The organism is Serratia sp. CoH_122_TC_1 (assembly GCF_058191755.1).
In genome coordinates this window covers 73,228-97,500 of the sequence record NZ_JBXWLA010000001.1, presented here as the reverse complement: position 1 = coordinate 97,500, position 24,273 = coordinate 73,228, and the positions used below count along the sequence as shown (strand labels likewise).

Here is a 24,273-nt window from a genome sequence, read left to right as displayed (position 1 = left end):
GCTCCGGCATTATTCCCGGGGCCGTTTCGTTTATCAGATTTTGGAGATTTTTGTTCACATGGTGGATTCCCTGACGTTACAACCGGTCGCCCTGGTCAATGGCACCGTCAACTTACCCGGCTCCAAGAGCGTATCCAATCGTGCTCTGCTGCTGGCTGCACTGGCTGAGGGGACGACGACGTTGACCAACTTGCTGGACAGCGACGACGTGCGCCATATGTTGAATGCGCTACAGGCGCTGGGCGTGAGCTATCAGCTGTCTGACAATCGCACCACCTGTAAAGTTGAGGGTGTTGCCGGCCCGCTGGTGGCCAGCCAGCCGCTTGAACTCTTCCTTGGCAATGCGGGTACGGCAATGCGCCCATTGGCGGCGGCACTGTGCCTGGGCAACAATGATGTGGTGCTGACCGGCGAACCACGCATGAAAGAACGCCCAATCGGTCATCTGGTTGATGCCCTGCGCCAGGGCGGCGCACAGATTGATTATTTAGAGCAAACGGATTATCCCCCATTGCGTCTGCGCGGCGGTTTCCACGGTGGTGATGTGACCGTTGACGGCAGCGTATCCAGCCAGTTCTTGACCGCATTGCTGATGACAGCGCCACTGGCTGAACAAGATACCCACATCCATATCAAAGGTGAGTTGGTTTCCAAGCCTTACATTGATATCACGCTGCACCTGATGCGTACTTTCGGTGTTGAGGTCAGCCACGACAACTATCGCGTATTCCACATTAATGGCCGCCAAAACTACCGTTCACCCGGCGTCTATCTGGTGGAAGGTGATGCCTCTTCTGCTTCCTACTTCCTGGCGGCGGCGGCAATTAAGGGCGGAACCGTGCGCGTAACGGGCATTGGCAAAAAAAGCGTGCAAGGGGACACCAAGTTTGCCGACGTGCTGGAGAAAATGGGCGCGCGTATTACCTGGGGGGATGACTATATCGAATGTACCCGCGGTGAACTGCAGGGTATCGACATGGATATGAATCATATCCCGGATGCAGCGATGACCATCGCAACTGCGGCTTTATTTGCCAAAGGCCCGACGACTATCCGTAATATCTATAACTGGCGAGTGAAAGAGACCGACCGCTTGGCAGCAATGGCGACAGAGCTGCGTAAAGTGGGTGCCGAAGTGGATGAAGGGGAAGATTACATTCACGTGGTACCGCCAGCTAAGCTGACGTTTGCCGATATCGGTACCTACAATGATCACCGTATGGCAATGTGTTTCTCATTGGTGGCGCTATCGGATACGCCAGTCACCATTCTGGATCCGAAATGCACCGCGAAAACGTTCCCGGATTATTTCGAACAGCTGGCGCGCATCAGTCAATTAGCCTAACTGCAGTCAGATGCTTTCTTTTAAGGCCCTTCATTGGGCCTTTGTCGTTTTTTAATCCTCGTTGCCTGGGGCGTCCGCTATACTTTTGCGCGGTCATACGCTTATTTTCAACAACCAGACAGTTCCAGGGTAACAGTTCGCCGCTTGGCAGCGTATAATGCGCCACCGTGACTGACTGCCCGACTGGGCGGACGGCAGGGACGCGTTTAATTATGCTTTCGCATTGTGCTGATGGCAGGTTATGTCCCTGCGAGGTTTTCTACCTGAAGGAGAGAGAAATGACGGCTACAGCTCCGGTGATAACCGTTGATGGACCAAGTGGCGCAGGCAAAGGCACGTTGTGTAAAGCGTTGGCCGAGTCCCTTGGTTGGCGTTTGCTTGATTCCGGCGCGATCTATCGCGTGCTGGCGTTAGCGGCGCTGCATCATCAGGTCGATATCACGTCTGAGGAGGCGCTGGTTCCACTGGCCGCACATCTCGATGTTCGTTTTATTGCCCAGGACGGCAAACTGCAGGTTATTTTGGAAGGTGAGGATGTCAGCAATGAAATTCGCACTGAAACTGTCGGTAATACCGCTTCGCAGGCCGCTGCTTTCCCGCGTGTACGTGAAGCGTTATTACGTCGTCAGCGGGCTTTCCGTGAGTTTCCGGGCCTGATTGCCGATGGTCGTGACATGGGCACCGTGGTGTTCCCTGATGCGCCAGTCAAGATTTTCCTGGACGCCAGCTCTGAGGAGCGTGCGCACCGCCGCATGCTACAGTTGCAGGAAAAGGGCTTTAATGTTAACTTTGAACGTCTTTTAGCCGAGATAAAGGAACGGGATGACCGTGACCGTAATCGGCCTATCGCGCCTCTGGTGCCGGCTTCTGACGCCCTCGTGCTGGATTCAACCAGCATGTCGATCGACGAAGTCATCCAGCGTGCGCTGACTTATGCACATGAAGTTTTAGCGTTGCCGCAGCAGTAAGCGCGGCGGCGTTATTGGCTTTTTGTCATATTTGTCATGGTAGTATCGAACTATATCGGGTAAAATTTTACCCCTGTAACCTAAACCCTGTCGGCATGGAGCCAATGGCGGGGTATGTGAAACAACCCCATTCGGCGGGATGCTAAATGGACGTTAAACTATAGAACCCTGAAGATTAAACATGACTGAATCTTTCGCTCAACTCTTTGAAGAATCCCTGAAAACAATCGAAACCCGTCCGGGTTCCATCGTTCGTGGCGTTGTAGTTGCTATCGACAAAGACGTAGTACTGGTTGACGCCGGTCTGAAATCTGAGTCTGCCATCCCGGCTGAGCAATTCAAAAACGCACAGGGCGAGCTGGAAATCCAGGTAGGCGACGAAGTTGATGTTGCGCTGGACGCTGTTGAAGATGGCTTCGGTGAAACTCTGCTGTCCCGTGAGAAAGCTAAGCGTCACGAAGCTTGGATCACGCTGGAAAAAGCTTACGAAGAAGCTGAAACTGTCGTCGGTGTTATCAACGGCAAAGTTAAGGGTGGCTTCACTGTAGAGCTGAACGGTATTCGTGCGTTCCTGCCAGGCTCCCTGGTAGACGTGCGTCCAGTACGTGACACTCTGCACCTGGAAGGCAAAGAGCTTGAGTTCAAAGTCATCAAGCTGGACCAGAAACGCAACAACGTTGTAGTTTCTCGCCGTGCGGTTATCGAATCAGAGAACAGCGCAGAACGTGATCAACTGCTGGAAAATCTGCAGGAAGGCATGGAAGTTAAAGGTATCGTTAAGAACCTGACTGACTACGGTGCATTCGTTGATCTGGGCGGCGTTGATGGCCTGCTGCACATCACTGATATGGCTTGGAAACGCGTTAAGCATCCGAGCGAAATCGTCAATGTTGGCGACGAAATCACTGTTAAAGTGCTGAAGTTCGACCGCGAGCGTACTCGTGTATCCCTGGGCCTGAAGCAACTGGGCGAAGATCCATGGGTTGCTATCGCGAAACGTTACCCAGAAGGCACCAAGCTGACTGGTCGTGTAACCAACCTGACTGATTACGGCTGCTTCGTAGAAATCGAAGAAGGCGTTGAAGGTCTGGTACACGTTTCTGAAATGGATTGGACCAACAAAAACATCCATCCGTCCAAAGTTGTCAACGTGGGCGATGTAGTGGAAGTTATGGTTCTGGACATCGATGAAGAACGTCGTCGTATCTCCCTGGGTCTGAAGCAGTGCAAAAACAACCCATGGCAGCAGTTTGCAGAAACCCACAACAAGGGCGACCGCGTTGAAGGTAAAATCAAGTCTATCACTGACTTCGGTATCTTCATCGGCCTGGACGGCGGCATCGACGGCCTGGTTCACCTGTCTGACATCTCCTGGAACGTTGCAGGCGAAGAAGCAGTACGTGAATACAAGAAAGGCGACGAAATCGCAGCGGTTGTTCTGCAAGTTGACGCAGAGCGCGAGCGTATCTCCCTGGGCGTGAAGCAACTGGCTGAAGACCCGTTCAATAACTACCTGTCTATGAACAAGAAAGGTACTATTGTTACTGGTAAAGTCACTGCAGTTGACGCCAAAGGTGCTACAGTTGAATTAGCAGGCGGCGTAGAAGGTTACCTGCGTGCTTCTGAAGCCTCTCGCGACCGCATTGAAGATGCAACTCTGGTTCTGAATGTGGGTGACGACGTTGAAGCTAAATTCACCGGCGTTGACCGTAAGAACCGCGTAGTAAGCCTGTCCGTACGTGCTAAGGACGAAGCTGACGAGAAAGATGCAATCGCTACTGTTAACAACAAACAGGAAGAAAGCAACTTCTCTAACGCTATGGCTGAAGCTTTCAAAGCGGCTAAAGGCGAGTAATGACGGGGGGCGGTTTGTTAACCGCCCCGATACGGTAGTTAGCTGCAAAGCTTGGAGGAACTATGACCAAGTCTGAACTTATTGAAAGACTTGCTGGCCAGCAATCTCATGTACCGGCGAAAGCCGTTGAGGATGCAGTGAAAGAGATGCTAGAACATATGGCTGCTACGCTAGCCGATGGTGAGCGCATCGAGATCCGCGGATTCGGCAGTTTTTCTCTTCACTACCGTGCTCCGCGTGTGGGTCGCAACCCGAAAACTGGTGATAAGGTTGAGCTGGACGGCAAGTACGTTCCTCACTTTAAGCCAGGTAAAGAGCTGCGTGACCGTGCCAATATCTATGGTTAGTCGCTGACTACCATAGAGTTGTTGCTTGTGAAAAAATATAAAACGGTGCCTTTGGGCGCCGTTTTTTTTTGACTATCAGTTGGCGAACCCGCTGCTTTTTGTATTTTCTTGCGCGTGATGCCGCAAGTTTCAGGCTGGAGTAGCAACAGCGACGGTTATTGTGCGGCATCAGCCGTGAATCCTTTGATTACAACTGTTACACATTGATCTATATGTGAACAATCCCGTGATACCGGCGGCTGGATTGCCGCCTTATTTCGGGAGAAAGACCTATCAAGACTTCGCTGGATCTGGCAGCTATCGCTGTTGTCTGTGGCATTCTGCCGTTATTGGTATTGCCACAATTGCCCGATGGATTAACAACTCTGGGGGCTGTTTTACCTGCCAGCCTGATGCTGCGTTTCCGCTGGGCGATATGTCAATTTATTGGCTGGTGGGCCCTGAGCTTTCTGTGGGCGGTCTTCTGCGCCGGGCAGTTGGTGGCGCAAGTGGAATGGCTGAGTCGTGGGTCGGAAGTGACGGCGGTGGTACAGGTTGGCAGTGTAACTTTGGTACCTGCAGCAAGTAAACAAACGGTGATGAACATCGAACAGGTTAATGGACGCTGGCTAATGCCATCTATTGCCTTTACTACCCTCTGGCAGCCTGAAGAGCCAACACTGTGCGCCGGACAACGTTGGGAACTTCAGCTGCGTCTGAGGCCTATGCACGGCACGCTCAATGAGGGGGGATTCGACAGTCAACGCTGGGCGATGGCGCAACGTCAACCGCTGACAGCGAAGGTAAGACGCGCGAGACTGCTTGAGGGAAGTTGCAACTGGCGGCAGCGTATTATCAGCCATGCCGAGAGCAACATCGGTGACCTGCGTTATAAATCGGTGTTGCTGGCTCTGGCTTTTGGCGAAAGAACCTCGCTGGACCCGGCATTACGCACTCTGATGCTGAAAACCGGCATTGCACACCTCATGGCTATTTCAGGCCTTCATGTGGCCATGGCGGCGATATTGATCTGGGCGACGCTACGAGCGGTTCAACGGCTATTACCTGCACATCTCATCGGCTACCGTTTCCCACTGTTAGCAGGTTGGCTAGGCACCTTGATGTATGTTTGGTTGGCTGGTGCACAACCTCCGGCGGTGCGCACTGCCCTGGCGCTGACGTTATGGATGCTGCTGCGTTTACGCGGTGTCCACTGTAGTTCCTGGCAGGTGTGGCTGTGGTGCGTGGCCCTTATTCTGATTTGCGATCCGCTATCGTTGTTGTCAGACAGTTTCTGGCTCTCGGTGCTGGCGGTTGCCTGCCTCATTTTCTGGTTCGAATGGGTGCCGTTAAGTGCCCGTTTTCGTTCCGCTTGGTACTGGGCGCCTGTGCGCTGGCTGCATATCCAGTTCGGTATCACCTTATTACTGGTGCCTATGCAGGCCGCTTTGTTTCTCGGCCTGACGTTAACTTCTATGCCAGCCAATCTGTGGGCGGTACCCGTGGTTTCACTGGTGACGGTTCCTGTTATTTTGGTCGCGGTTCTTTGCGGCACCTGGCCGATATTGAGCGGTGGGTTATGGTGGTTAGCGGATTTGACGCTGCTTGCGGTATTTATGCCGTTGCATTATTTGCAGCGGGGTTGGGTTGATCTCGGTTCGGCATCCTTGGCTGTCAGTATCGCCGGTTGGCTACTGGTGGTTTTTTGGCGTTTTCACTGGTGGTTGCGCTATGCATCGGGGCTGGCAACGTTGGCGGTGTGTTGCCTGCTGTGGCGTGAAAGAGAACCGCCATATCGCTGGCGTGTCGATATGCTTGATGTTGGACATGGATTAGCGACAGTGATTGAAAAAAACGGGCTGGCAATCGTGTATGATACCGGACCCCGTTGGGGGGCAGGCAGTGCCGCAGGACGGAATATCTTGCCATTTCTTAACTGGCGAGGACTGTCTGTGGAGCAAATCATTCTTAGTCATGATCATCTGGATCACACAGGTGGTCTTGACGAGATACAACGTGCATTTCCACAAGCGACGGTAAGGAGCCCAGGGTTTGGTGCGGGGCATTTACCTTGCGTCGCGGGTGAGCGCTGGGAGTGGCAAGCGCTTCAGTTTCACGTATTGTGGCCGCCGAAGGCGGTAAAAATGGCGGGAAATGACGATTCATGTGTTATCCGCATCGATGATGGGAAATACAGCCTATTGTTGACGGGAGATGCAGAAAAAAGGGCAGAGACACAGTTGGTTCGAGAGCAACGCCATTCGTTGCCCGCTACGGTGCTGCAGGTGCCGCACCATGGCAGCAAAACGTCATCCACAGCGCCGTTTTTACGTGCGGTGGCACCGGTGGCGGCAATCGCGTCGGCATCTCGCTACAATAAATGGCGATTACCTGCTGCTAAGGTCGTCACCCGATATCGGGAAAATGGCATCGCATGGCACGATACTTCACGCTCAGGTCAGTTATCCGTACTTTTTTTCGACAACAATTGGCAAATTAAAGGCTTTCGTGAACAATTAATGCCCCGTTGGTACCATCAGCGGTTTGGCGTAGAGGGTGATAATGAGTAAAATAGGCCGCTATTTCTTCCGATGCTGGTATTTGCATGATGAATGATAAAGATCTCTCCACCTGGCAGACTTTCCGTCGCCTTTGGCCGATGATCACACCTTTTAAGACCGGGCTGATTGTGGCCGCCATTGCGTTAGTTCTGAACGCGGCTAGCGACGCCTTTATGTTGTCTTTGCTTAAACCTTTATTGGATGACGGTTTTGGGAAAACAGAAAGCAGCATCCTGCTGTGGATGCCGCTGGCTGTTATTGGTTTGATGGTTTTGCGCGGGGCAACGGGCTTTGTCTCCAGCTACTGTATTTCGTGGGTTTCCGGCATGGTGGTGATGCACATGCGTCGCCGGTTGTTCGGTCACATGATGCGGATGCCGGTTTCCTTCTTTGATCAGCAGTCTACGGGGACCTTGTTGTCGCGAATCACCTATGATTCCGAGCAGGTGGCGTCATCATCTTCCAGTGCGTTGGTGACCGTGGTGCGTGAAGGGGCGTCGATCATCGCGCTGTTCACCATGATGTTCTACTACAGCTGGCAACTGTCGGTGATCCTGATCGTACTGGCGCCGATTGTTTCTATTGCAATCCGCATCGTTTCCAAACGCTTCCGTAATATCAGCAAAAACATGCAGAATACGATGGGGCAGGTAACGACCAGTGCCGAGCAGATGCTTAAGGGGCATAAAGAAGTCCTGATCTTTGGCGGCCAGCAGGTTGAAACCGACCGCTTTAACTCCGTCAGTAACCGCATGCGCCAACAGGGCATGAAGCTGGTTTCCGCTTCCTCGATTTCTGACCCGATTATTCAGCTTATCGCCTCTTTGGCATTGGCCTTTGTGCTGTATGCCGCCAGCTTCCCAAGCGTGATGGAAACCCTGACGGCCGGTACTATCACTGTGGTGTTTTCTTCAATGATCGCCCTGATGCGCCCGTTGAAATCACTGACTAACGTCAATGCCCAGTTCCAGCGTGGTATGGCAGCCTGCCAAACGCTCTTCTCTATTCTGGATATGGAGCAGGAAAAAGATACCGGTACCCGAGAAGTTGCGCGGGCGAAAGGCGATATCGAATTCCGTAACGTGACTTTCTTCTACCCAGGTAAAGAAACACCGGCGCTGCGTGATATCAATCTGAGCATTTCAGAAGGTAAAACAGTGGCGTTGGTCGGCCGTTCTGGTTCGGGTAAATCGACCATTGCCAATCTGTTGACGCGTTTTTATGACGTGCAGGAAGGCGAGATCCTGATGGATGGCCACGATCTGCGTGAGTATACATTGGCATCGCTGCGCGACCAGGTTGCACTGGTTTCGCAAAACGTACATTTGTTTAATGACACTATCGCCAACAACATCGCTTACGCGCGTGAAGATCGCTATAGTCGCGAAGAGATTGAAAAGGCCGCCCGCATGGCCTACGCCATGGATTTCATTGAGAAAATGGAAAATGGTCTGGATACGGTTATCGGCGAGAATGGCGTGATGCTGTCTGGCGGCCAACGCCAGCGTATTGCTATCGCCCGTGCTTTGCTGCGTGACTGCCCGATCCTGATTCTTGATGAAGCCACCTCGGCACTGGATACTGAATCGGAACGTGCTATTCAGGCTGCGTTGGATGAATTACAGAAGAACCGCACTTCGTTGGTCATTGCCCACCGCCTGTCAACCATTGAGAAGGCCGATGAAATCCTGGTCGTAGAGGATGGTCGTATCGTGGAGCGTGGTGAGCATGCCGCATTGCTCGAAAAGCAGGGTGCTTATGCCCAGCTTCATCGCATGCAGTTTGGTCAATAATGATTGAGCGCATCTGGTCAGGAAGTTCACTGATCTATCTGCTGCTGTTGCCGCTGTCTTGGTTGTATGGCTTGGTCAGTAGCCTGATTCGACTCAGTTACCGGTGTGGCCTGCGTAAAAGTTGGCGCGCACCGGTGCCGGTCGTGGTGGTGGGGAATCTCACCGCCGGTGGCAATGGCAAAACGCCGATGGTGATCTGGCTGGTGGAGCAATTGCAGCAGCGTGGATACCGGGCGGGTGTGGTTTCGCGCGGCTACGGCGGTAAAGCAGAGGCTTATCCGCTGTTACTTAATGCAGATACCACCACTCAACAGGCAGGTGATGAACCGGTGTTGATTTATCAACGTACCGGTGCGCCAGTCGCTATCTCACCTAAGCGTGCTGAAGCGGTGCAGGCACTCCTTGAGCAGCAACCGCTTGATGTGATCATTACCGATGACGGTTTACAGCATTATGCGTTGCAGCGTGACTTTGAATTGGTTGTCATTGACGGTGTGCGTCGTTTTGGCAACGGTTGGTGGTTGCCTGCGGGCCCGATGCGAGAACGTGCTTCACGCTTGAACAGCGTGGATGCGTTGATTGCCAACGGCGGTGTAGCGCAGCCGGGCGAAATTGCTATGCAGTTGCAGGCGCGTGATGCGGTGAACATCGCCAGCGGTGAGCGCAGGCCAGCCGTTGAACTACCGCATGTGGTGGCAATGGCAGGTATTGGTCATCCACCGCGCTTCTTTGCCACGTTGGAAAAGCTGGGCGTAGATGTCGAAAAAGAAGTGGCGTTTGCCGATCATCAGGAATATCAGCACGCACCATTGGCGGCACTGGTCTCCTCTGGGCAAACATTATTGATGACTGAAAAAGACGCGGTCAAATGCCGTGCTTTTGCCCAGCCCAACTGGTGGTATTTACCGGTCGACGCGGTACTTCCCCCCGAGCAGGCTGAGCAACTGCTGCACAGCGTTGAAAAACTGCTGAAAAAGTAAATCAAACGGCCAGCGCGTGAAGCCCCAGAGCTTGCGCGCAGGTTTCTATCGAGCGCTGCTGCGTTTGTTCATACAACGATAACTCATCGATCACCGCTGCACCCAACGCCGACTCAAACGCCGTTCGGCTTGAGCTCGCGTTGTATTGCGCGTGCCGACTGTCGCCCAGGTTCGACTGGAAAATACCCGCCGCACTGACAGGCAGAAAATCCTCATAGACCAAGGGTTGGAAACGAATGTATTCCTGTGCGATCAGCTGTTCTAACGTGCTGTGGGGATCCAGCGCGTCTTTTGCCGCCAGCCCGCACTCTGTCGGGAAGTAGCGGAACCAAGCCAGCTGTTGTTCACGCAAGGTTGCATAGTCATCGGGAAATGCCTTGAAGTGTTCCGCCAGTAACTGATTGTAGCGGTCCGCATTTTTTTCACTGGGGGGTGCCTGTAAAGCATCATTGGTTGCTTGTAACAGGCGATCGTACAGCGCACGGCCTTTCGTTGTCAGTGCTACACCGCGCTGTTCAATTTCACCGAACCGTGCAGTGTGGTGTCCTGAAACGGCGCGACCGTCATGTTCAACAAAGTCGACGTTTTCCTCTAGGGCTTTAAAACTGGTCTGACGCAGAAGAATGGGGCGACGGCGCGGTGGTGGGCCTTCAATGACGGCTTTAGGGGTAATGCCCCGGCTTGGCATAGACTGTTGAACAAGGTCTATATCGAGTGTGCGTGGCGTCAAATGGTTAATGTGCGGGCCTTTGAACGCCACTACATCAGCAATCAGGCGGTGCTGGTCGTGCAACTGCTGATATTCGGCTGCGCTGACCGTTGCGCGGCTGTGCCAGCGGAAGGTTTCCAGTGCCTGCTCGACAAATTCATCTGCCTGACTGTTGTCCAATCCGCCCTGAGCTTCTTGTAATACGATCAGTTCCAGTGCCCGTTCAGTAAAGATGCGGCGACGTGCCAACAGCTGTTGCGCCAGTTCGCGCAGCTCTGGGTTTTCAATCAGCTCAAGGCGTAATAATGAGGTGAAAACACGAAAGGGGCTTATCTGCAACGCGTCTTCATGTACCGCACGAAACGCGGTGGAGTGTACCGGGACACCGGCCACGGCCAGATCGTAGTAACCGACCGGTGACATACCCATAACGTTGAACAGCCGCCGCAAGGTGGCTAATTCCTCTGCGGTGCCCACTCGAATAGCACCATGGCGTTCCATAGCCAACCGTTCGATTTCGCCGGTAATTTGTAATTGGTGAGCCAGTGCGGCATCTTCGCGCAGAACCTGTCGGTTAGTTTCCGCCACCAGTTCGAGCAAATCACCATACAGAGGCACCTCTTTCTGGTACATATCTGACATGGCATGGGAGAATCTGGCGCGGATTTCATTCGGTGAGACGAACTGCTGGGCGGTCATGCGCATAGCTCCTTCATTCAGTATAATCTGAAAAATATTATTTTTGACGGTAAAAGTACTGGCTAAACGGCCATCCGCCTTGTTTTCACCTCAAGTTTAGCTATGTGAATTAGCTTTTGTTATAGCTTGGGCAAGCATATTAGATTTTTATGCGTTAGCTCTCATTTGAACAAAGAATAGCGGGCGAAATAGACATCCAGAAGGCAATGAGGCCAAGAGTTTTACGTAAAAAAAGATAAATTAATCCATGCACAATCATAGACATAAAAAATTAACCGCAGGAATGATTAAAATAGGGCAATAAACCTCTTGTGCAAATGACGGATTTGTGAGTAAATGCAAGTCGGCCTGTGATGCAGACCTATTTATGTTCGAGTATAGAGTTAAGTAGTTCCTCCCAAAACGTTATCATCTGATTCCGCTTCAAAGACGAACCTTCTAAGTACCTCCCATAAGTAATGTTTCTAAAAACGGCCTAAATTGCCTTATGGCAGGTTTTGTATATATATTTAAAAGGTAAATGTTAATGTCTAAGAAGACTGGTCAGGTTAAGTGGTTCAACGAAAGCAAAGGTTTTGGTTTTATTGAACAGAACGACGGTGGTAAGGATGTATTCGTACACTTCTCCGCAATCGCGACCGACGGTTTCAAAACTCTGGCGGAAGGCCAGCGTGTTGAGTACACCATCCAGGACAGCCCGCGCGGGCCGGCTGCCGCTAACGTTGTTGCTCTGTAAGTAAACAGGGAATAACGTAAAGAGATCTTAATACAACCATGATGAGGCGTTTAGCTGATTCATTGCGGAAGATATTAAGTCCAACAAGCCCGCCATTGTGCGGGTTTTTTAATTTTTGCTCACGAGAGGTTTCTTACGAAAAACTTTAGGATGGGCTGGTAGCGTCCAACAATAATAAAAATGACGTTGTTAAGGATGCTCAAGTAAAAGGATATAAGTTATGTTTAAAAATACTGTGTTACAAATGGGCCGTGTGAAATGGTTTGATCAGGCTGCAGGCTATGGCTTTATTTCACCGGTAGATGGCAGCGACGAAATTTATGTAAGCCGTCGTTCTATCGCCAATACTAAAAATAAATCACTAAACGAAGGTCAGAACGTCGAGTTCTCGATCTATCGCAGCTCTCATGGGCTGTCTGCGGCAGACGTTATTGCGTTCTGACCCATCCCCTTCCTCGCCAGTGCCGGTGCCGCCACCCCAAGCACTGGCGAAGATAAATTTCCCGATATCCACTATTATCAAACGATTGTTTAATCGTTTCGGATTTCAGGATGATTACCCCGGTTATTTCTCTGACTGCCGCCCGTGCACTCCATCTTGCTGCGCAAGGGCTGTTATCCCCAATGAAACGCAAAGCCAAACCCGACGATGTGGTTGCCGCTATTGAGCGTATGGGACTCCTGCAAATCGATACCATCAGTGTGGTCGCGCGTAGCCCTTACCTAGTACTCTTCAGTCGCCTGGGCGACTATCAGCCAGAATGGTTGGAGCAGGCCCTGGCGGGCCGCCGCTTGTTTGAGTATTGGGCGCATGAAGCCTGTTTCTTACCCATTGAAGATTTTGGCCTGTTGCGCCACCGCATGTTGCAGCCGCAGGAGATGGGGTGGAAGTATTCCGAAGAATGGATGCAGGAACACCAGTCGGCAATTGCGTCGCTCTTACGGCATATTGAAACCGGTGGCCCGGTTCGTTCGGCGGATTTCAGTGCAGAGAAAAAAGGAAATAGCGGCTGGTGGGACTGGAAACCGGAAAAGCGCCACCTCGAAATTTTATTCACTGCGGGTAAGTTGATGGTTGCTGAACGGCGCAACTTCCACCGTGTTTACGATTTGACGGAAAGGCTATTGCCGCATTGGGATGATAGCCGACACACGTTATCCACCGAGCATGCGCGGCATGAGATGCTCAGCCGCACCTGTCGCTTCCTGGGGCTCTTCAAGGCCGAATGGTTGGCAGATTACTACCGTTTGAAACGTGTTGCCCCGAAAGCACTGCTGGCGTCGTTACTACAAAAGGGCGATGTGTTACCCGTGTTGATCGACGGCTTGGACGGCGAGTTTTACGTGCACCATTCACTGGCGAAGGAGCTACAACAGGCAGAGCAGGGAACCTTAAAATCCAGCGTGACCACATTACTTTCCCCTTTTGATCCCGTGGTCTGGGACCGTCGCCGCGCGCTGGAACTGTTCAATTTTGACTATCGGCTGGAATGTTATACACCCAAAGAAAAGCGGCAATATGGTTACTTCACGTTGCCTGTATTGCAGCGGGGTGAGTTGATAGGCCGTATTGATGCAAAAATGCATCGTCGGCAAGGTGTCTTTGAGATTATCAGTTTCCATCCGCAGGCCAAGGTTCGTTTTGGTAAACAGCGTGTGCAGGATATCCGACAGGCGATAACGCGCAATGCAAAATGGCACGGGGCGAAACAGGTACTGGTGGGTAATATTCCGGCGCAACTGGCCGCTGAGTGGGGAGAAGGCTGGGAGGTGGTATAACGAACGGCACTTTGGGCGTGGGTAAAACGAATTCCAGCACCGCTCGTTACAATGGGGTGCCTCAGTTGCTGAAGTTGGCAAACAGGGCGATGATCTTATGAATACGTTTGATCATGATAAATTTATTTTTGTGATTCAAGTCACAAAATTCTACGCCTGCGTTGAAGGCAATTCAATCCCTTTGCAGATTAAAAGTGCCCTGGTAAACAGCCGATGATTAACCTGGCGCATAGCGTTATGCTATCCTCACCCACTTTCCGTACGTTAGATCTCCACCCTGGAGGAAGCATGGACCACCGTTTACTCGAAATCGTTGCCTGCCCGGTCTGCAACGGTAAGCTCTATTTCAATAAAGAAAACCAGGAATTGGTGTGTAAAGTGGATGGCCTGGCCTATCCGCTGCGCGATGGCATTCCCGTCCTGCTGGAAAATGAAGCGCGGGCGTTGTCATTGGATGAGAAACACGCATGAGTTTTATCGCTATTATTCCAGCCCGTTATGCATCAACCCGTTTGCCGGGGAAACCTTTGGCCGACATTCACGGTAAGCCAATGGTGGTGCACGTAATGGAACGTGCACGTGAGTCAGGGGCTAGCCGCGTGATTGTTGCGACCGATCACCCAGCGGTAGCTGATGCGGTTAAAGCGGCAGGTGGTGAGGTTTGCATGACCCGGCCCGACCATAATTCCGGTACCGAGCGTCTTGCGGAAGTGATTGAGCACTATGGTTTTAGCGATGACGAAATCATTGTTAATGTCCAGGGTGACGAACCACTGATTCCACCGGTCATTGTACGTCAGGTCGCTGAAAACCTGGCGGGTAGCCAAGCGGGTATGGCGACCCTTGCGGTGCCAATCGACAGCGCAGAAGAAGCGTTTAACCCCAATGCAGTCAAAGTGGTTATGGATGCGCAGGGTTATGCACTCTATTTTTCACGTGCCACTATTCCTTGGGATCGTGAGCGTTTTGCGCAATCCAAAGAAAGCATTGGTGACAGCCTGTTACGCCATATCGGCATTTACGCTTATCGTGCCGGTTTTGTGCGCCGTTATGTCACCTGGGCACCAAGCCAACTTGAGCAGATAGAGTTGCTGGAACAGTTGCGGGTGCTTTGGTATGGTGAAAAAATCCACGTAGCGGTTGCCAAAGCAGTGCCGACAGTGGGTGTTGATACGCCGGAAGATCTGCAGCGCGTGCGCGACAGTATCAAAGGCTGAGCATTGAACGTCGGCGCGTCACACAGCGCGTCGGCGGTATAATTTCCCTTCTTATATCCCCATTTTGTTGATCTGCGTTGAAGAATTTTTCTGCTCACCGTTCGATGATATCAGCGTCTCTTCTTTTCCTCTTGAGGCCATTTTCATATGGAGCAGTTACGCGCCGAACTGAGTATTGTGCTGGGTGAACCGATCAGCCGACTGGAACGCGTTAGCGAACAGCCTTATGCACACATGTATTCGCTGTATGACCAACAAGGCCATGCGATCCCGCTAATGGCAAAAAGCTTTGTCTGTCAGGGTATCGCCCAACAAGAGTCTTACAAGTTATCGATGCTGTCCCGGGAAGGGGATATTCGCCTGCCGACGGTGTATGGCGTGGTCTATACCCATCAAGCGCCCTATAAAGAAATCTTGTTGATCGAACGGTTACGTGGCGTATCTGCAGAAGCACCAACGCGTACGCCGAACCGGTGGAATACGCTAATGGAACAGATTGTCGATGGTGTGTTGGCCTGGCACCGTATCGACAGCCATGGCTGCGTCGGTACGGTTGACAGCACCCAGGAAAATGATTGGTTTTGTTGGTATCAACAGCGGATAGAGGTGTTGTGGTCGACAGTCTGCAATCTTAACTCGCCACAGTTGACCATGGCCGATCGCCGTTTGTTGTACCGTACGCGCGAAGCACTGACCCATTTTTTTGTCGGATTCGACGATCCCTGCGTGCTGGTGCACGGTAACCTGTCGTTGCGCAGCATGCTGAAAGATCCGAAAAGTGACCAGCTGTTGGCAATGCTGAACCCGGGAATGATGCTGTGGGCTCCACGTGAATATGAGTTATTCCGGCTGTGTGAGGCGGGGATGCCAAGTCAGCTCTTGTTCTATTATTTGCAACGGGCACCGGTTGCGGAGTCCTTCCTGGCACGGCGTTGGTTGTATGTCGTGTGGGAAGCGATTGGGCGGTTAGTCCATACCGGCAAGCTTGAGCGACAACCCTTCGATTATGCCTCAAAACAGCTGTTGCCCTGGCTTGCCGGTTAAGGCCCGTTAGTCGACAGAAACCTCATCGGCTCCTTTCAGCCACTGCCACAGGCTGCCCAGCGTTTCATACCAGGCACGCTCGCTGTGGCCGAGGAACATCGCCGACGGCACGACGCGATCCCAAATGTTCAAACGCGAGCTGATGGCCAACTGATTGGCCGGTGCCGGGATCGGGTGAAGCCCCTTGGCTTTAAAGAAACGCATGGCCCTTGGCAAATGGTTAGCCGATGTCACTAAAATAAACGGCTGCTGACCCACCAGTTTAGATACCTGTGATGCCTCCTGCTCTGTATCCATCGGACGATCCAACAACACAATGTCGCTGTTCGGCACACCCAGACTTTCCGCGACGCGCGCTGCCGTCGCCGCGTTGCTCAAGGTATGCGGGCCACCGGCCCCGGTGAACACCATTTTCGCTCCAGGCTGCGCGAGGTATAAACGCACACCTTCTGTTACCCTCGGCAGGCTATTGCCGATCAGATTGGAGCTTGGTGCCCAGTCCGGGTTAAAGGTATAGCCACCCCCCAGTACCACGATATAGTTTACCGGGTCAGTGCCGCGATAGGTGACATACTCTGACTCTATGGGCCGTAACAGCCTATCGGCCACGGGCTGCAGGCTGAAAAGCAATAAAAACAGCCAGCTCAGCGTCAAAATGACCCTGCCGCTTTTTTGCCAACGAGTGAACCAGAGCAGTAACAGCGCCAGTCCCGTGAGCAGCAGCAGCGCAGGTAACGGCATTAAAATGGCGCCAATGAACTTTTTCAGGTTAAAGAGCATCAAAAATCAGGTCCTTTTGGGCGAAAAAACGACATCTGGGCACAATCAGGCCGCAAGAAGATTCATTCTAAGCCAGTCTGTGCCAAAATAGCAGGTTTGAATGGGCTGGCACTTTGCCCCCAGAAGAATAAGATCAGCGGAGCCGTAGTCCATGCAGGATCGCAATTTTGACGATATTGCTGAAAAGTTTGCGCGTAATATTTACGGCACCACTAAAGGTAAAATCCGCCAGGCCGTGGTCTGGCAGGATCTGACCACGCTGCTGGCCCAGTTGCCGCAGCGGCCGCTGCGCATTCTGGATGCCGGCGGTGGCGAAGGCCATATGGCCTGCCAACTGGCAGAATTAGGACATCAGGTGTTGTTGTGCGATCTTTCTGGTGAGATGATCCAACGCGCCGCGTCGCTGGCTGAGCAGAAAGGTGTGAGCCAGAACATGCAATTCATACAAAGTTCTGCGCAGGACATTGGCCAACACTTGGAACAGCCGGTTGATCTGATATTGTTTCATGCGGTGCTTGAATGGATCGCTGAACCTGAGGCAGCTTTACAGGCATTGTCTGACTGCTTGTTACCAGGCGGTGCGCTGTCATTGATGTTCTTTAATGCTAATGGCCTCTTGATGCGTAACGTGGTGTTGGGTAATTTCCAACTGGTGAACCCAGAGGTCAGAAGGCGCAGAAAGCGTTCGTTGTCACCACAATATCCGCATAGCCCGCCACAGGTGTATGGCTGGCTGGAACAGTTGGGCATGCGCATCAGCGGCAAAACCGGGGTGCGGGTGTTCCACGATTATCTGCAGAGTAGGCAGCTTCAGACACAAAAATTTGAAGAGCTATTGGCGCTTGAACAGCACTATTGCCGGCAGGAGCCGTACGTGAGTTTGGGGCGCTATATTCACGTCATGGCGCATAAACCAAACCTGAAGGACGAACTATGAGTGAATTTTCCCAGACAGTACCCGAACTGGTCGCCTGGGCACGGAAAAATGATTTCTCTATTTCGCTCCCTACGGAGCGTCTCGCGTTTTTGCTCGCTATTGCCACATTAAATGGCGAGCGGCTGGACGGCGAGATGAGCGAAGGTGAGCTGGTTGATGCATTTCGCCATGTCAGCAAAGGTTTCGAGCAGACGCATGAAACGGTGGCAGTCCGTGCCAACAATGCGATTAACGACATGGTGCGCCAGCGCCTGTTAAACCGCTTTACCAGCGAACTGGCAGACGGCAATGCGATTTACCGTCTGACGCCGCTGGGCATAGGTATTACTGATTACTACATCCGTCAGCGCGAATTCTCTACGCTGCGTTTGTCGATGCAGCTATCGATCGTCGCGCAGGAACTGAAACGTGCTGCCGATGCCGCCGAAGAGGGTGGCGATGATTTCCACTGGCACCGCAACGTGTTTGCACCGTTAAAATATTCAGTGGCAGAAATATTCGACAGCATCGACATGACCCAGCGGGTGATGGATGAGCAACAGCAAGGCGTGAAAGAGGATATCGCAGCCTTGCTGAATCAGGATTGGCGTGCAGCGATCTCCAGCTGTGAAATGCTACTATCCGAGACCTCGGGCACCTTACGTGAACTGCAAGATACGCTGGAAGCGGCGGGCGACAAGCTGCAAGCCAACCTGCTGCGCATTCAGGATGCAACGCTCGGTGGGGTTGAGTTAGGTTTTGTCGACAAACTGGTGTTTGATCTGCAAAGCAAACTCGACCGCATTATCAGCTGGGGGCAACAGGCAATTGACCTGTGGATCGGCTACGACCGCCACGTGCATAAATTTATCCGTACCGCTATCGATATGGATAAAAACCGTGTGTTCGCACAGCGCCTGCGTCAGTCGGTACAAAATTATTTCGATAATCCATGGACGCTGACCCATGCCAACGCCGATCGCCTGCTGGATATGCGTGACGAAGAACTGGCGTTGCGCAGTGAGGAAGTGACCGGGGAATTGCCGCCGGATCTGGAATTTGAGGAATTCAGCGAAATCCGCGAACAGCTGGCGGCGATGATCGAACAAGCGTTGAAAATTTATCAGGAACAACAGATGCCGCTCAATTTAGGGGCGGTAATGCGCGATTATCTGGCGCAATATCCGCGAGCTCGTCACTTTGACGTGGCTCGTTTAGTGGTCGACCAGGCAGTGCGCCTTGGTGTGGCTGAAGCAGATTTTTCAGGGTTGCCGGCGCAATGGCAGGCAATCAATGATTACGGAGCCAAGGTCCAGGCCCATGTCATCGACAAATATTGAACAAGTAATGCCAGTTAAGCTGGCCAAGGCATTGTCTAACTCGCTGTTCCCGGCGCTGGACAGCCAACTGCGTGCGGGTCGTCACATCGGTATCGATGAACTGGACAACCACGCTTTCTTAATGGATTTCCAGGATGAACTGGAAGAGTTTTATGCCCGCTACAGCGTGGAGTTGATCAGGGCACCGGAAGGGTTCTTCTACCTACGCCCACGTTCCACGACGTTGATCCCGCGTTCGGTGTTGTCTGAGCTGGATATGATGGTGGGCAAAATCCTGTGCTATCTCTACCTCAGCCCGGAACGTTTGGCGCATGAAGGGATATTCAGCCATCAGGAACTGTACGACGAGTTATTGAGCCTGGCCGACGAAACCAAATTGCTGAAATTCGTTAACCAACGTTCCACGGGGTCGGATCTCGATCGTCAGAAGCTGCACGAGAAAGTGCGTACGTCACTGAACCGCCTGCGTCGCCTGGGCATGATCTATTTTATGGGCAGCGACAGCAACAAGTTCCGCATCACGGAGGCGGTATTCCGCTTTGGTGCAGACGTGCGTAGTGGTGACGATCCGCGTGAAGCGCAGTTGCGTATGATTCGTGACGGCGAAGCTATGCCGGTTGAGAACAGCCTGTCGCTGAATGATGAAAGCGATGCTGAAGACTCGCAGCTTGATAACACTCCGGACAGTGCAGAGGATGAACAGGAATGATTGAACGCGGTAAATTTCGCTCGCTGACGCTGGTCAACTGGAACGGTTTTTTCGCCCGCACCTTTGATCTCGATGAGTTGGTGACCACGCTGTCTGGCGGTAACGGGGCAGGGAAATCCACCACCATGGCGGCTTTCGTCACTGCGTTGATTCCTGATTTGACGCTGTTGCACTTCCGTAATACCACCGAAGCCGGTGCTACCAGCGGGTCACGCGATAAAGGCTTGCACGGTAAGCTACGCGCGGGGGTGTGTTATTCCACCCTCGACGTGATCAACTCGCGTCATCAACGCGTTGTGGTTGGTGTGCGTCTGCAGCAGGTAGCAGGGCGCGATCGCAAGGTGGATATCAAGCCGTTCACCATCCAGGGGCTGCCAACGGCGGTACAGCCTACGGAGCTGCTGACCCAAACGGTTGGCGAACGCCAGGCTCGTGTGTTGACGCTGCAGGAACTGAAAGAGCGCGTTGAAGAGATGGAAGGCGTGCAGTTCAAGCAGTTCAACTCCATTACCGACTATCACTCATTAATGTTCGATTTGGGCGTGATCCCCAAACGTCTGCGTTCATCGTCAGATCGCAGTAAGTTTTATCGCCTGATCGAGGCCTCGCTGTATGGCGGTATTTCCAGCGCCATCACCCGCTCGTTACGTGACTATTTGTTGCCGGAAAACAGCGGCGTGCGCAAGGCATTCCAGGACATGGAAGCGGCGTTGCGTGAAAACCGCATGACGCTGGAAGCAATCCGCGTTACCCAGACTGACCGTGATCTGTTCAAACACCTGATTTCCGAAGCCACATCTTATGTGGCGGCTGACTATATGCGTCATGCCAATGAACGCCGCATCCATTTGGACGGCGCGTTGGCGTTGCGCAGCGATCTGCTGGGCAGCCGCAAACAGCTGGCAGCCGAGCAATATCGCCATGTGGAAATGGCGCGTGAACTGGCGGAGCAGAGCGGTGCGGAATCCGATCTGGAAACCGATTACCAGGCCGCCAGCGATCACTTGAATCTGGTGCAGACGGCGATGCGTCAGCAGGAAAAGATCGAGCGCTATGAAGGCGATCTGGAAGAGCTGACCTACCGACTGGAAGAACAGAACGAAGTGGTGGCAGAGGCCAGTGAACAGCAGGCCGAAAACGAAGCGCGTGCCGAGGCCGCCGAACTGGAGGTGGATGAGCTGAAAAGCCAGCTCGCTGACTACCAACAGGCGTTGGACGTGCAGCAGACCCGCGCCATTCAATACCAGCAGGCGTTGCAGGCGCTGGAACGTGCTCGTGCCCTGTGCCAACTGCCGGAACTGAGTGCCGAGAATGCGGAAGAGTGGCTCGATACTTTCCAGGCTCGTGAGCAGGAAGCGACGGAAGCGTTGCTGATGCTGGAGCAGAAACTGAGCGTAGCCGACGCCGCACACGGCCAGTTTGAACAAGCCTATCAGCTGGTAGGTAAAATTGCCGGTCAGGTCAGCCGTAGCGAAGCCTGGCAGTGTGCGCGTGAGTTACTGCGCGACTGGCCTTCACAGCAACACCTTGCCGAGCGCGTGCAGCCGTTGCGCATGCGTTTGAGTGAGCTGGAACAGCGTTTGCGTTCTCAGCAGGACGCCGAGCGTCTGTTGCAAGAATTCTGCAAACGTCATGGCCAACAGTATCAACCGGACGATCTTGAGGCACTGCAGCAAGAACTGGAAGAGCGTCTGGAATCCTTGTCGCAAAGCGTCAGTGATGCTGGCGAACGCCGGATGGAAATGCGCCAGGAACTGGAGCAAATCCAACAGCGTATCCGCGAACTCACTGCCCGTGCCCCAATCTGGTTGGCAGCGCAGGATTCACTGAGTCAACTCAGTGAGCAAAGTGGCGAAGCGTTTGAAAACAGCCAGCAAGTCACCGAGTACATGCAGCAATTGCTGGAGCGCGAGCGTGAAACCACGGTAGAGCGTGACGAGGTCGCGGCAGGCAAGCGTGCCGTTGAAGCGCAGATCGAACGTCTCAGCCAGCCAGGCGGTGCCGAAGATCAGCGTCTGGTTACGTTGGCCGAACGTTTTGGCGGCGTATTGCTCTCTGAAATCTATGACGATGTCACCATCGATGATGCACCTTACTTCTCCGCGCTGTATGGTCCGTCACGCCATGCGATCGTGGTGCCGGATTTGTCGCTGGTGCGCGAGATGTTGGAAGGTCTGGAAGACTGCCCGGAAGATCTCTACTTGATCGAAGGGGATCCGCAGTCATTTGATGACAGCGTCTTTGCGGTCGAAGAGCAAGACAGGGCGGTGTTGGTGAAAACCGCTGAGCGCCAGTGGCGCTACTCGCGTTATCCGGACGTGCCGTTGTTTGGCCGCGCCGCACGTGAGAACCGCCTGGAAGTGCTGCATGGTGAACGGGAAAAACTGGCAGAGCGTTACGCGACGTTGTCTTTCGACGTGCAGAAGACCCAGCGTTCGCATCAGGCCTTCAGCCGTTTCATTGGTTCCCATCTGGCAGTGGCATTTGACGCCGATCCAGAGGCGGAAATCCGTGGCCTCACGACACGCCGTGGGGAAATCGAACGCGCTCTGAATAACCATGAGGCACAGAATCAACAACAACGTCAGCAATATGATCAGGCGAAAGAGGGCATCTCTGCGCTGAATCGCCTGATGCCGCTGGTTTCATTGTTAAACGATGAAACCTTGCAGGATCGCGTTGAGGAAATCCGTGAAGAATTGGAAGAGGCGCAGGATGCTGCACGCCATATCCAGCAGCACGGTGTTTCACTGACCAAGCTGGAACCGCTGTTGTCGGTGTTGCAGAGTGATCCGCAACAGCACGAACAGTTGCAGCAGGATTACACTCAGGCACAGAGCGTACAGCGTCAGGCCAAGCAGCAGGCGTTTGCCCTGACTGAAGTGGTACAGCGTCGTGCACACTTCAGCTATACCGATTCTGCCGGTATGCAAAATGCCAACAACGATTTGAATGACAAGCTGCGCCAACGTTTGGAACACGCGGAAGCGGAACGTACCCGCGCCCGTGAACAGTTGCGTCAGTATCAGACTCAATTTACCCAGTACAGCCAGGTGTTGGCGTCGCTTAAAAGCTCGTATGACGCTAAGCGCGATATGCTCAAAGAATTGAGCCAGGAGCTGGTGGACATTGGCGTGCAGGCGGATGCCAATGCCGAAGCGCGCGCACGTGCGCGTCGTGATGAATTACATGCCGGTCTGAGCAACAACCGTGCGCGGCGTAATCAGTTGGAAAAGCAACTGACCTTCTGCGAAGCGGAAATGGACAGCCTGCAGAAGAAACTGCGCAAGCTTGAGCGGGATTATTATCAGCTGCGTGAGCAGGTCGTCACTGCCAAAGCCGGCTGGTGCGCGGTCATGCGCATGGTGAAAGACAACGGGGTTGAACGTCGTCTGCATCGTCGTGAACTGGCCTATATGGACGGTGACGAGCTGCGTTCAATGTCGGATAAGGCTCTTGGTGCATTGCGTCTGGCGGTGTCGGATAACGAACACCTGCGTGATGTACTGCGTCTTTCTGAAGATCCTAAGCGCCCAGAACGCAAGATTCAGTTCTATATCGCGGTATACCAACATCTGCGTGAGCGTATTCGTCAGGACATCATCCGTACCGACGACCCGGTTGAAGCCATCGAACAGATGGAGATTGAACTGGGCCGCCTGACGGAAGAATTGACGGCACGTGAGCAGAAGCTGGCGATCAGTTCCAAGAGCGTGGCGAACATCATTCGCAAAACGATCCAGCGTGAACAAAACCGTATCCGCATGCTCAACCAGGGTTTGCAGGCGGTTTCCTTCGGGCAGGTGAAAAGCGTACGACTGAACGTCAACGTGCGTGAAGCACATGCGACTCTTTTGGATGTGCTTTCCGAACAGCAGGAACAACATCAGGATCTGTTCAACAGTAACCGCCTGACCTTCTCCGAAGCACTGGCCAAGCTGTATCAACGCCTGAATCCACAGATTGATATGGGGCAACGCACGCCGCAAACTATTGGCGAAGAGTTGCTGGATTACCGTAACTACCTGGAACTGGAAGTGGAAGTCTTCCGCGGCTCCGATGGTTGGTTGCGTGCTGAGAGTGGTGCGCTGTCAACCGGGGAAGCGATCGGTACCGGGATGTCGATTTTGGTGATGGTCGTGCAGAGCTGGGAAGAAGAGTCCCGTCGCCTGCGCGGTAAAGATATTTCCCCATGTCGCCTGCTGTTCCTCGACGAAGCTGCGCGACTGGATGCCAAATCCATCGCGACGTTGTTTGAGTTGTGCGATCGTCTGGAAATGCAGCTGATCATCGCGGCACCGGAAAACATCAGCCCGGAAAAAGGCACGACGTATAAGTTGGTGCGTAAGGTGTTCCAGAACCATGAACACGTACATGTCGTGGGGCTGCGCGGTTTCGCTAACGAGCCGCCTGCGTTAGGCGTCACTGCGGCAGAAACGCCGTAAACGGAGAAAAGCCCACTAATAATCTGAAAATAGCCGCCTTGGGGTGGCTATTTTTTTGTACGCATGGATGA

Annotated in this window: 19 protein-coding genes; 17 read left to right on the top strand and 2 right to left on the bottom strand. The window is 53.0% G+C overall.

Annotated features, from left to right (window positions below):
• The first annotated feature begins 58 nt into the window (after positions 1–58).
• The 7 genes from aroA to lpxK all read left to right on the top strand — a co-directional run bounded on the left by aroA (position 59) and on the right by lpxK (position 9,828).
• Positions 59–1,345 (top strand): 3-phosphoshikimate 1-carboxyvinyltransferase, encoded by a 1,287-nt coding sequence (gene aroA, locus AC2FC2_RS00430; protein WP_490658518.1) that lies wholly within the window; start codon positions 59–61, stop codon positions 1,343–1,345.
• Positions 1,346–1,623: 278 nt separating this feature from the next.
• Positions 1,624–2,313: a (d)CMP kinase gene (cmk, locus tag AC2FC2_RS00425; RefSeq protein ID WP_209632565.1), complete on the top strand. Its 690-nt coding sequence runs from the start codon at positions 1,624–1,626 to the stop codon at positions 2,311–2,313.
• Positions 2,314–2,494: 181 nt separating this feature from the next.
• Positions 2,495–4,168, top strand: a complete 1,674-nt coding sequence (rpsA, locus tag AC2FC2_RS00420) for a 30S ribosomal protein S1 (RefSeq protein ID WP_020826130.1) — start codon at positions 2,495–2,497, stop codon at positions 4,166–4,168.
• A gap of 62 nt (positions 4,169–4,230) precedes the next feature.
• The gene (gene ihfB / locus AC2FC2_RS00415) at positions 4,231–4,515 is read left to right on the top strand and encodes an integration host factor subunit beta (RefSeq protein ID WP_004942652.1); all 285 of its coding nucleotides are present in this window, start codon (positions 4,231–4,233) and stop codon (positions 4,513–4,515) included.
• A gap of 254 nt (positions 4,516–4,769) precedes the next feature.
• Positions 4,770–7,064 (top strand): ComEC family protein, encoded by a 2,295-nt coding sequence (locus tag AC2FC2_RS00410; protein ID WP_490658663.1) that lies wholly within the window; start codon positions 4,770–4,772, stop codon positions 7,062–7,064.
• Between the two features lie 35 nt (positions 7,065–7,099).
• Positions 7,100–8,848, top strand: coding sequence for a lipid A ABC transporter ATP-binding protein/permease MsbA (gene msbA, locus AC2FC2_RS00405; protein ID WP_209632566.1), 1,749 nt, complete (start codon positions 7,100–7,102; stop codon positions 8,846–8,848).
• Positions 8,848–9,828, top strand: coding sequence for a tetraacyldisaccharide 4'-kinase (gene lpxK / locus AC2FC2_RS00400; protein ID WP_265555166.1), 981 nt, complete (start codon positions 8,848–8,850; stop codon positions 9,826–9,828). Before msbA ends, lpxK begins: the two co-directional genes overlap by 1 nt.
• 1 nt (position 9,829) lies before the next feature.
• Here lpxK and hglS read toward each other — a convergent pair whose 3' ends face one another.
• Positions 9,830–11,236, bottom strand: coding sequence for a 2-oxoadipate dioxygenase/decarboxylase HglS (hglS, locus tag AC2FC2_RS00395; RefSeq protein ID WP_265555164.1), 1,407 nt, complete (start codon positions 11,234–11,236; stop codon positions 9,830–9,832).
• A gap of 526 nt (positions 11,237–11,762) precedes the next feature.
• Between hglS and cspE the strand changes: the two genes are divergently transcribed.
• The 6 genes from cspE (at position 11,763) to AC2FC2_RS00365 (ending at position 16,012) form a co-directional block, all read left to right on the top strand.
• Positions 11,763–11,972, top strand: coding sequence for a transcription antiterminator/RNA stability regulator CspE (gene cspE / locus AC2FC2_RS00390; protein ID WP_020826136.1), 210 nt, complete (start codon positions 11,763–11,765; stop codon positions 11,970–11,972).
• A 220-nt stretch (positions 11,973–12,192) separates the two neighbouring features.
• On the top strand, positions 12,193–12,414 hold the full coding sequence (locus AC2FC2_RS00385) for a cold-shock protein (protein WP_006320799.1): 222 nt from the start codon (positions 12,193–12,195) through the stop codon (positions 12,412–12,414).
• Between the two features lie 110 nt (positions 12,415–12,524).
• On the top strand, positions 12,525–13,751 hold the full coding sequence (locus tag AC2FC2_RS00380) for a winged helix-turn-helix domain-containing protein (RefSeq protein WP_265555159.1): 1,227 nt from the start codon (positions 12,525–12,527) through the stop codon (positions 13,749–13,751).
• Between the two features lie 288 nt (positions 13,752–14,039).
• Positions 14,040–14,222 carry a Trm112 family protein gene (locus AC2FC2_RS00375; protein WP_006320791.1) on the top strand — a complete coding sequence of 61 codons (183 nt, stop codon included), beginning with the start codon at positions 14,040–14,042 and terminating at the stop codon, positions 14,220–14,222.
• The gene (gene kdsB / locus AC2FC2_RS00370) at positions 14,219–14,968 is read left to right on the top strand and encodes a 3-deoxy-manno-octulosonate cytidylyltransferase (protein WP_209632572.1); all 750 of its coding nucleotides are present in this window, start codon (positions 14,219–14,221) and stop codon (positions 14,966–14,968) included. The genes AC2FC2_RS00375 and kdsB overlap by 4 nt, the downstream gene beginning before the upstream one ends.
• A gap of 147 nt (positions 14,969–15,115) precedes the next feature.
• Positions 15,116–16,012 carry a YcbJ family phosphotransferase gene (locus AC2FC2_RS00365; protein WP_265555154.1) on the top strand — a complete coding sequence of 299 codons (897 nt, stop codon included), beginning with the start codon at positions 15,116–15,118 and terminating at the stop codon, positions 16,010–16,012.
• A 6-nt stretch (positions 16,013–16,018) separates the two neighbouring features.
• Here the strand turns inward: AC2FC2_RS00365 and elyC are convergent, their stop codons facing one another.
• Positions 16,019–16,792: an envelope biogenesis factor ElyC gene (gene elyC / locus AC2FC2_RS00360; protein ID WP_490658662.1), complete on the bottom strand. Its 774-nt coding sequence runs from the start codon at positions 16,790–16,792 to the stop codon at positions 16,019–16,021.
• 151 nt (positions 16,793–16,943) lie between these two features.
• Between elyC and cmoM the strand changes: the two genes are divergently transcribed.
• From cmoM to mukB, 4 genes are read left to right on the top strand one after another with little or no spacing between them, the layout of a single operon-like run.
• Entirely contained in the window at positions 16,944–17,729 is a 786-nt protein-coding gene (gene cmoM / locus AC2FC2_RS00355) for a tRNA uridine 5-oxyacetic acid(34) methyltransferase CmoM (protein ID WP_037421971.1), read from the top strand.
• Entirely contained in the window at positions 17,726–19,048 is a 1,323-nt protein-coding gene (gene mukF, locus AC2FC2_RS00350) for a chromosome partition protein MukF (RefSeq protein WP_265555151.1), read from the top strand. Before cmoM ends, mukF begins: the two co-directional genes overlap by 4 nt.
• On the top strand, positions 19,029–19,757 hold the full coding sequence (gene mukE / locus AC2FC2_RS00345) for a chromosome partition protein MukE (protein ID WP_209632575.1): 729 nt from the start codon (positions 19,029–19,031) through the stop codon (positions 19,755–19,757). Before mukF ends, mukE begins: the two co-directional genes overlap by 20 nt.
• A complete protein-coding gene (mukB, locus tag AC2FC2_RS00340) occupies positions 19,754–24,202 on the top strand; it encodes a chromosome partition protein MukB (protein ID WP_490658517.1) in 4,449 nt (1,482 codons plus the stop codon). Before mukE ends, mukB begins: the two co-directional genes overlap by 4 nt.
• Positions 24,203–24,273: the final 71 nt, after the last annotated feature.

Coding starts and splice junctions, on each gene's coding strand:
- AC2FC2_RS00365 (WP_265555154.1), top strand. CDS start 15,116: ATGGAGCAGTTACGCGCCGAACTGAGTATTGTGCTGGGTGAACCGATC.
- kdsB (WP_209632572.1), top strand. CDS start 14,219: ATGAGTTTTATCGCTATTATTCCAGCCCGTTATGCATCAACCCGTTTG.
- cmk (WP_209632565.1), top strand. CDS start 1,624: ATGACGGCTACAGCTCCGGTGATAACCGTTGATGGACCAAGTGGCGCA.
- mukF (WP_265555151.1), top strand. CDS start 17,726: ATGAGTGAATTTTCCCAGACAGTACCCGAACTGGTCGCCTGGGCACGG.
- hglS (WP_265555164.1), bottom strand. CDS start 11,236: ATGACCGCCCAGCAGTTCGTCTCACCGAATGAAATCCGCGCCAGATTC.
- mukE (WP_209632575.1), top strand. CDS start 19,029: ATGTCATCGACAAATATTGAACAAGTAATGCCAGTTAAGCTGGCCAAG.
- cmoM (WP_037421971.1), top strand. CDS start 16,944: ATGCAGGATCGCAATTTTGACGATATTGCTGAAAAGTTTGCGCGTAAT.
- ihfB (WP_004942652.1), top strand. CDS start 4,231: ATGACCAAGTCTGAACTTATTGAAAGACTTGCTGGCCAGCAATCTCAT.
- aroA (WP_490658518.1), top strand. CDS start 59: ATGGTGGATTCCCTGACGTTACAACCGGTCGCCCTGGTCAATGGCACC.
- AC2FC2_RS00375 (WP_006320791.1), top strand. CDS start 14,040: ATGGACCACCGTTTACTCGAAATCGTTGCCTGCCCGGTCTGCAACGGT.
- mukB (WP_490658517.1), top strand. CDS start 19,754: ATGATTGAACGCGGTAAATTTCGCTCGCTGACGCTGGTCAACTGGAAC.
- cspE (WP_020826136.1), top strand. CDS start 11,763: ATGTCTAAGAAGACTGGTCAGGTTAAGTGGTTCAACGAAAGCAAAGGT.
- msbA (WP_209632566.1), top strand. CDS start 7,100: ATGATGAATGATAAAGATCTCTCCACCTGGCAGACTTTCCGTCGCCTT.
- lpxK (WP_265555166.1), top strand. CDS start 8,848: ATGATTGAGCGCATCTGGTCAGGAAGTTCACTGATCTATCTGCTGCTG.
- rpsA (WP_020826130.1), top strand. CDS start 2,495: ATGACTGAATCTTTCGCTCAACTCTTTGAAGAATCCCTGAAAACAATC.
- AC2FC2_RS00385 (WP_006320799.1), top strand. CDS start 12,193: ATGTTTAAAAATACTGTGTTACAAATGGGCCGTGTGAAATGGTTTGAT.
- AC2FC2_RS00380 (WP_265555159.1), top strand. CDS start 12,525: ATGATTACCCCGGTTATTTCTCTGACTGCCGCCCGTGCACTCCATCTT.
- elyC (WP_490658662.1), bottom strand. CDS start 16,792: ATGCTCTTTAACCTGAAAAAGTTCATTGGCGCCATTTTAATGCCGTTA.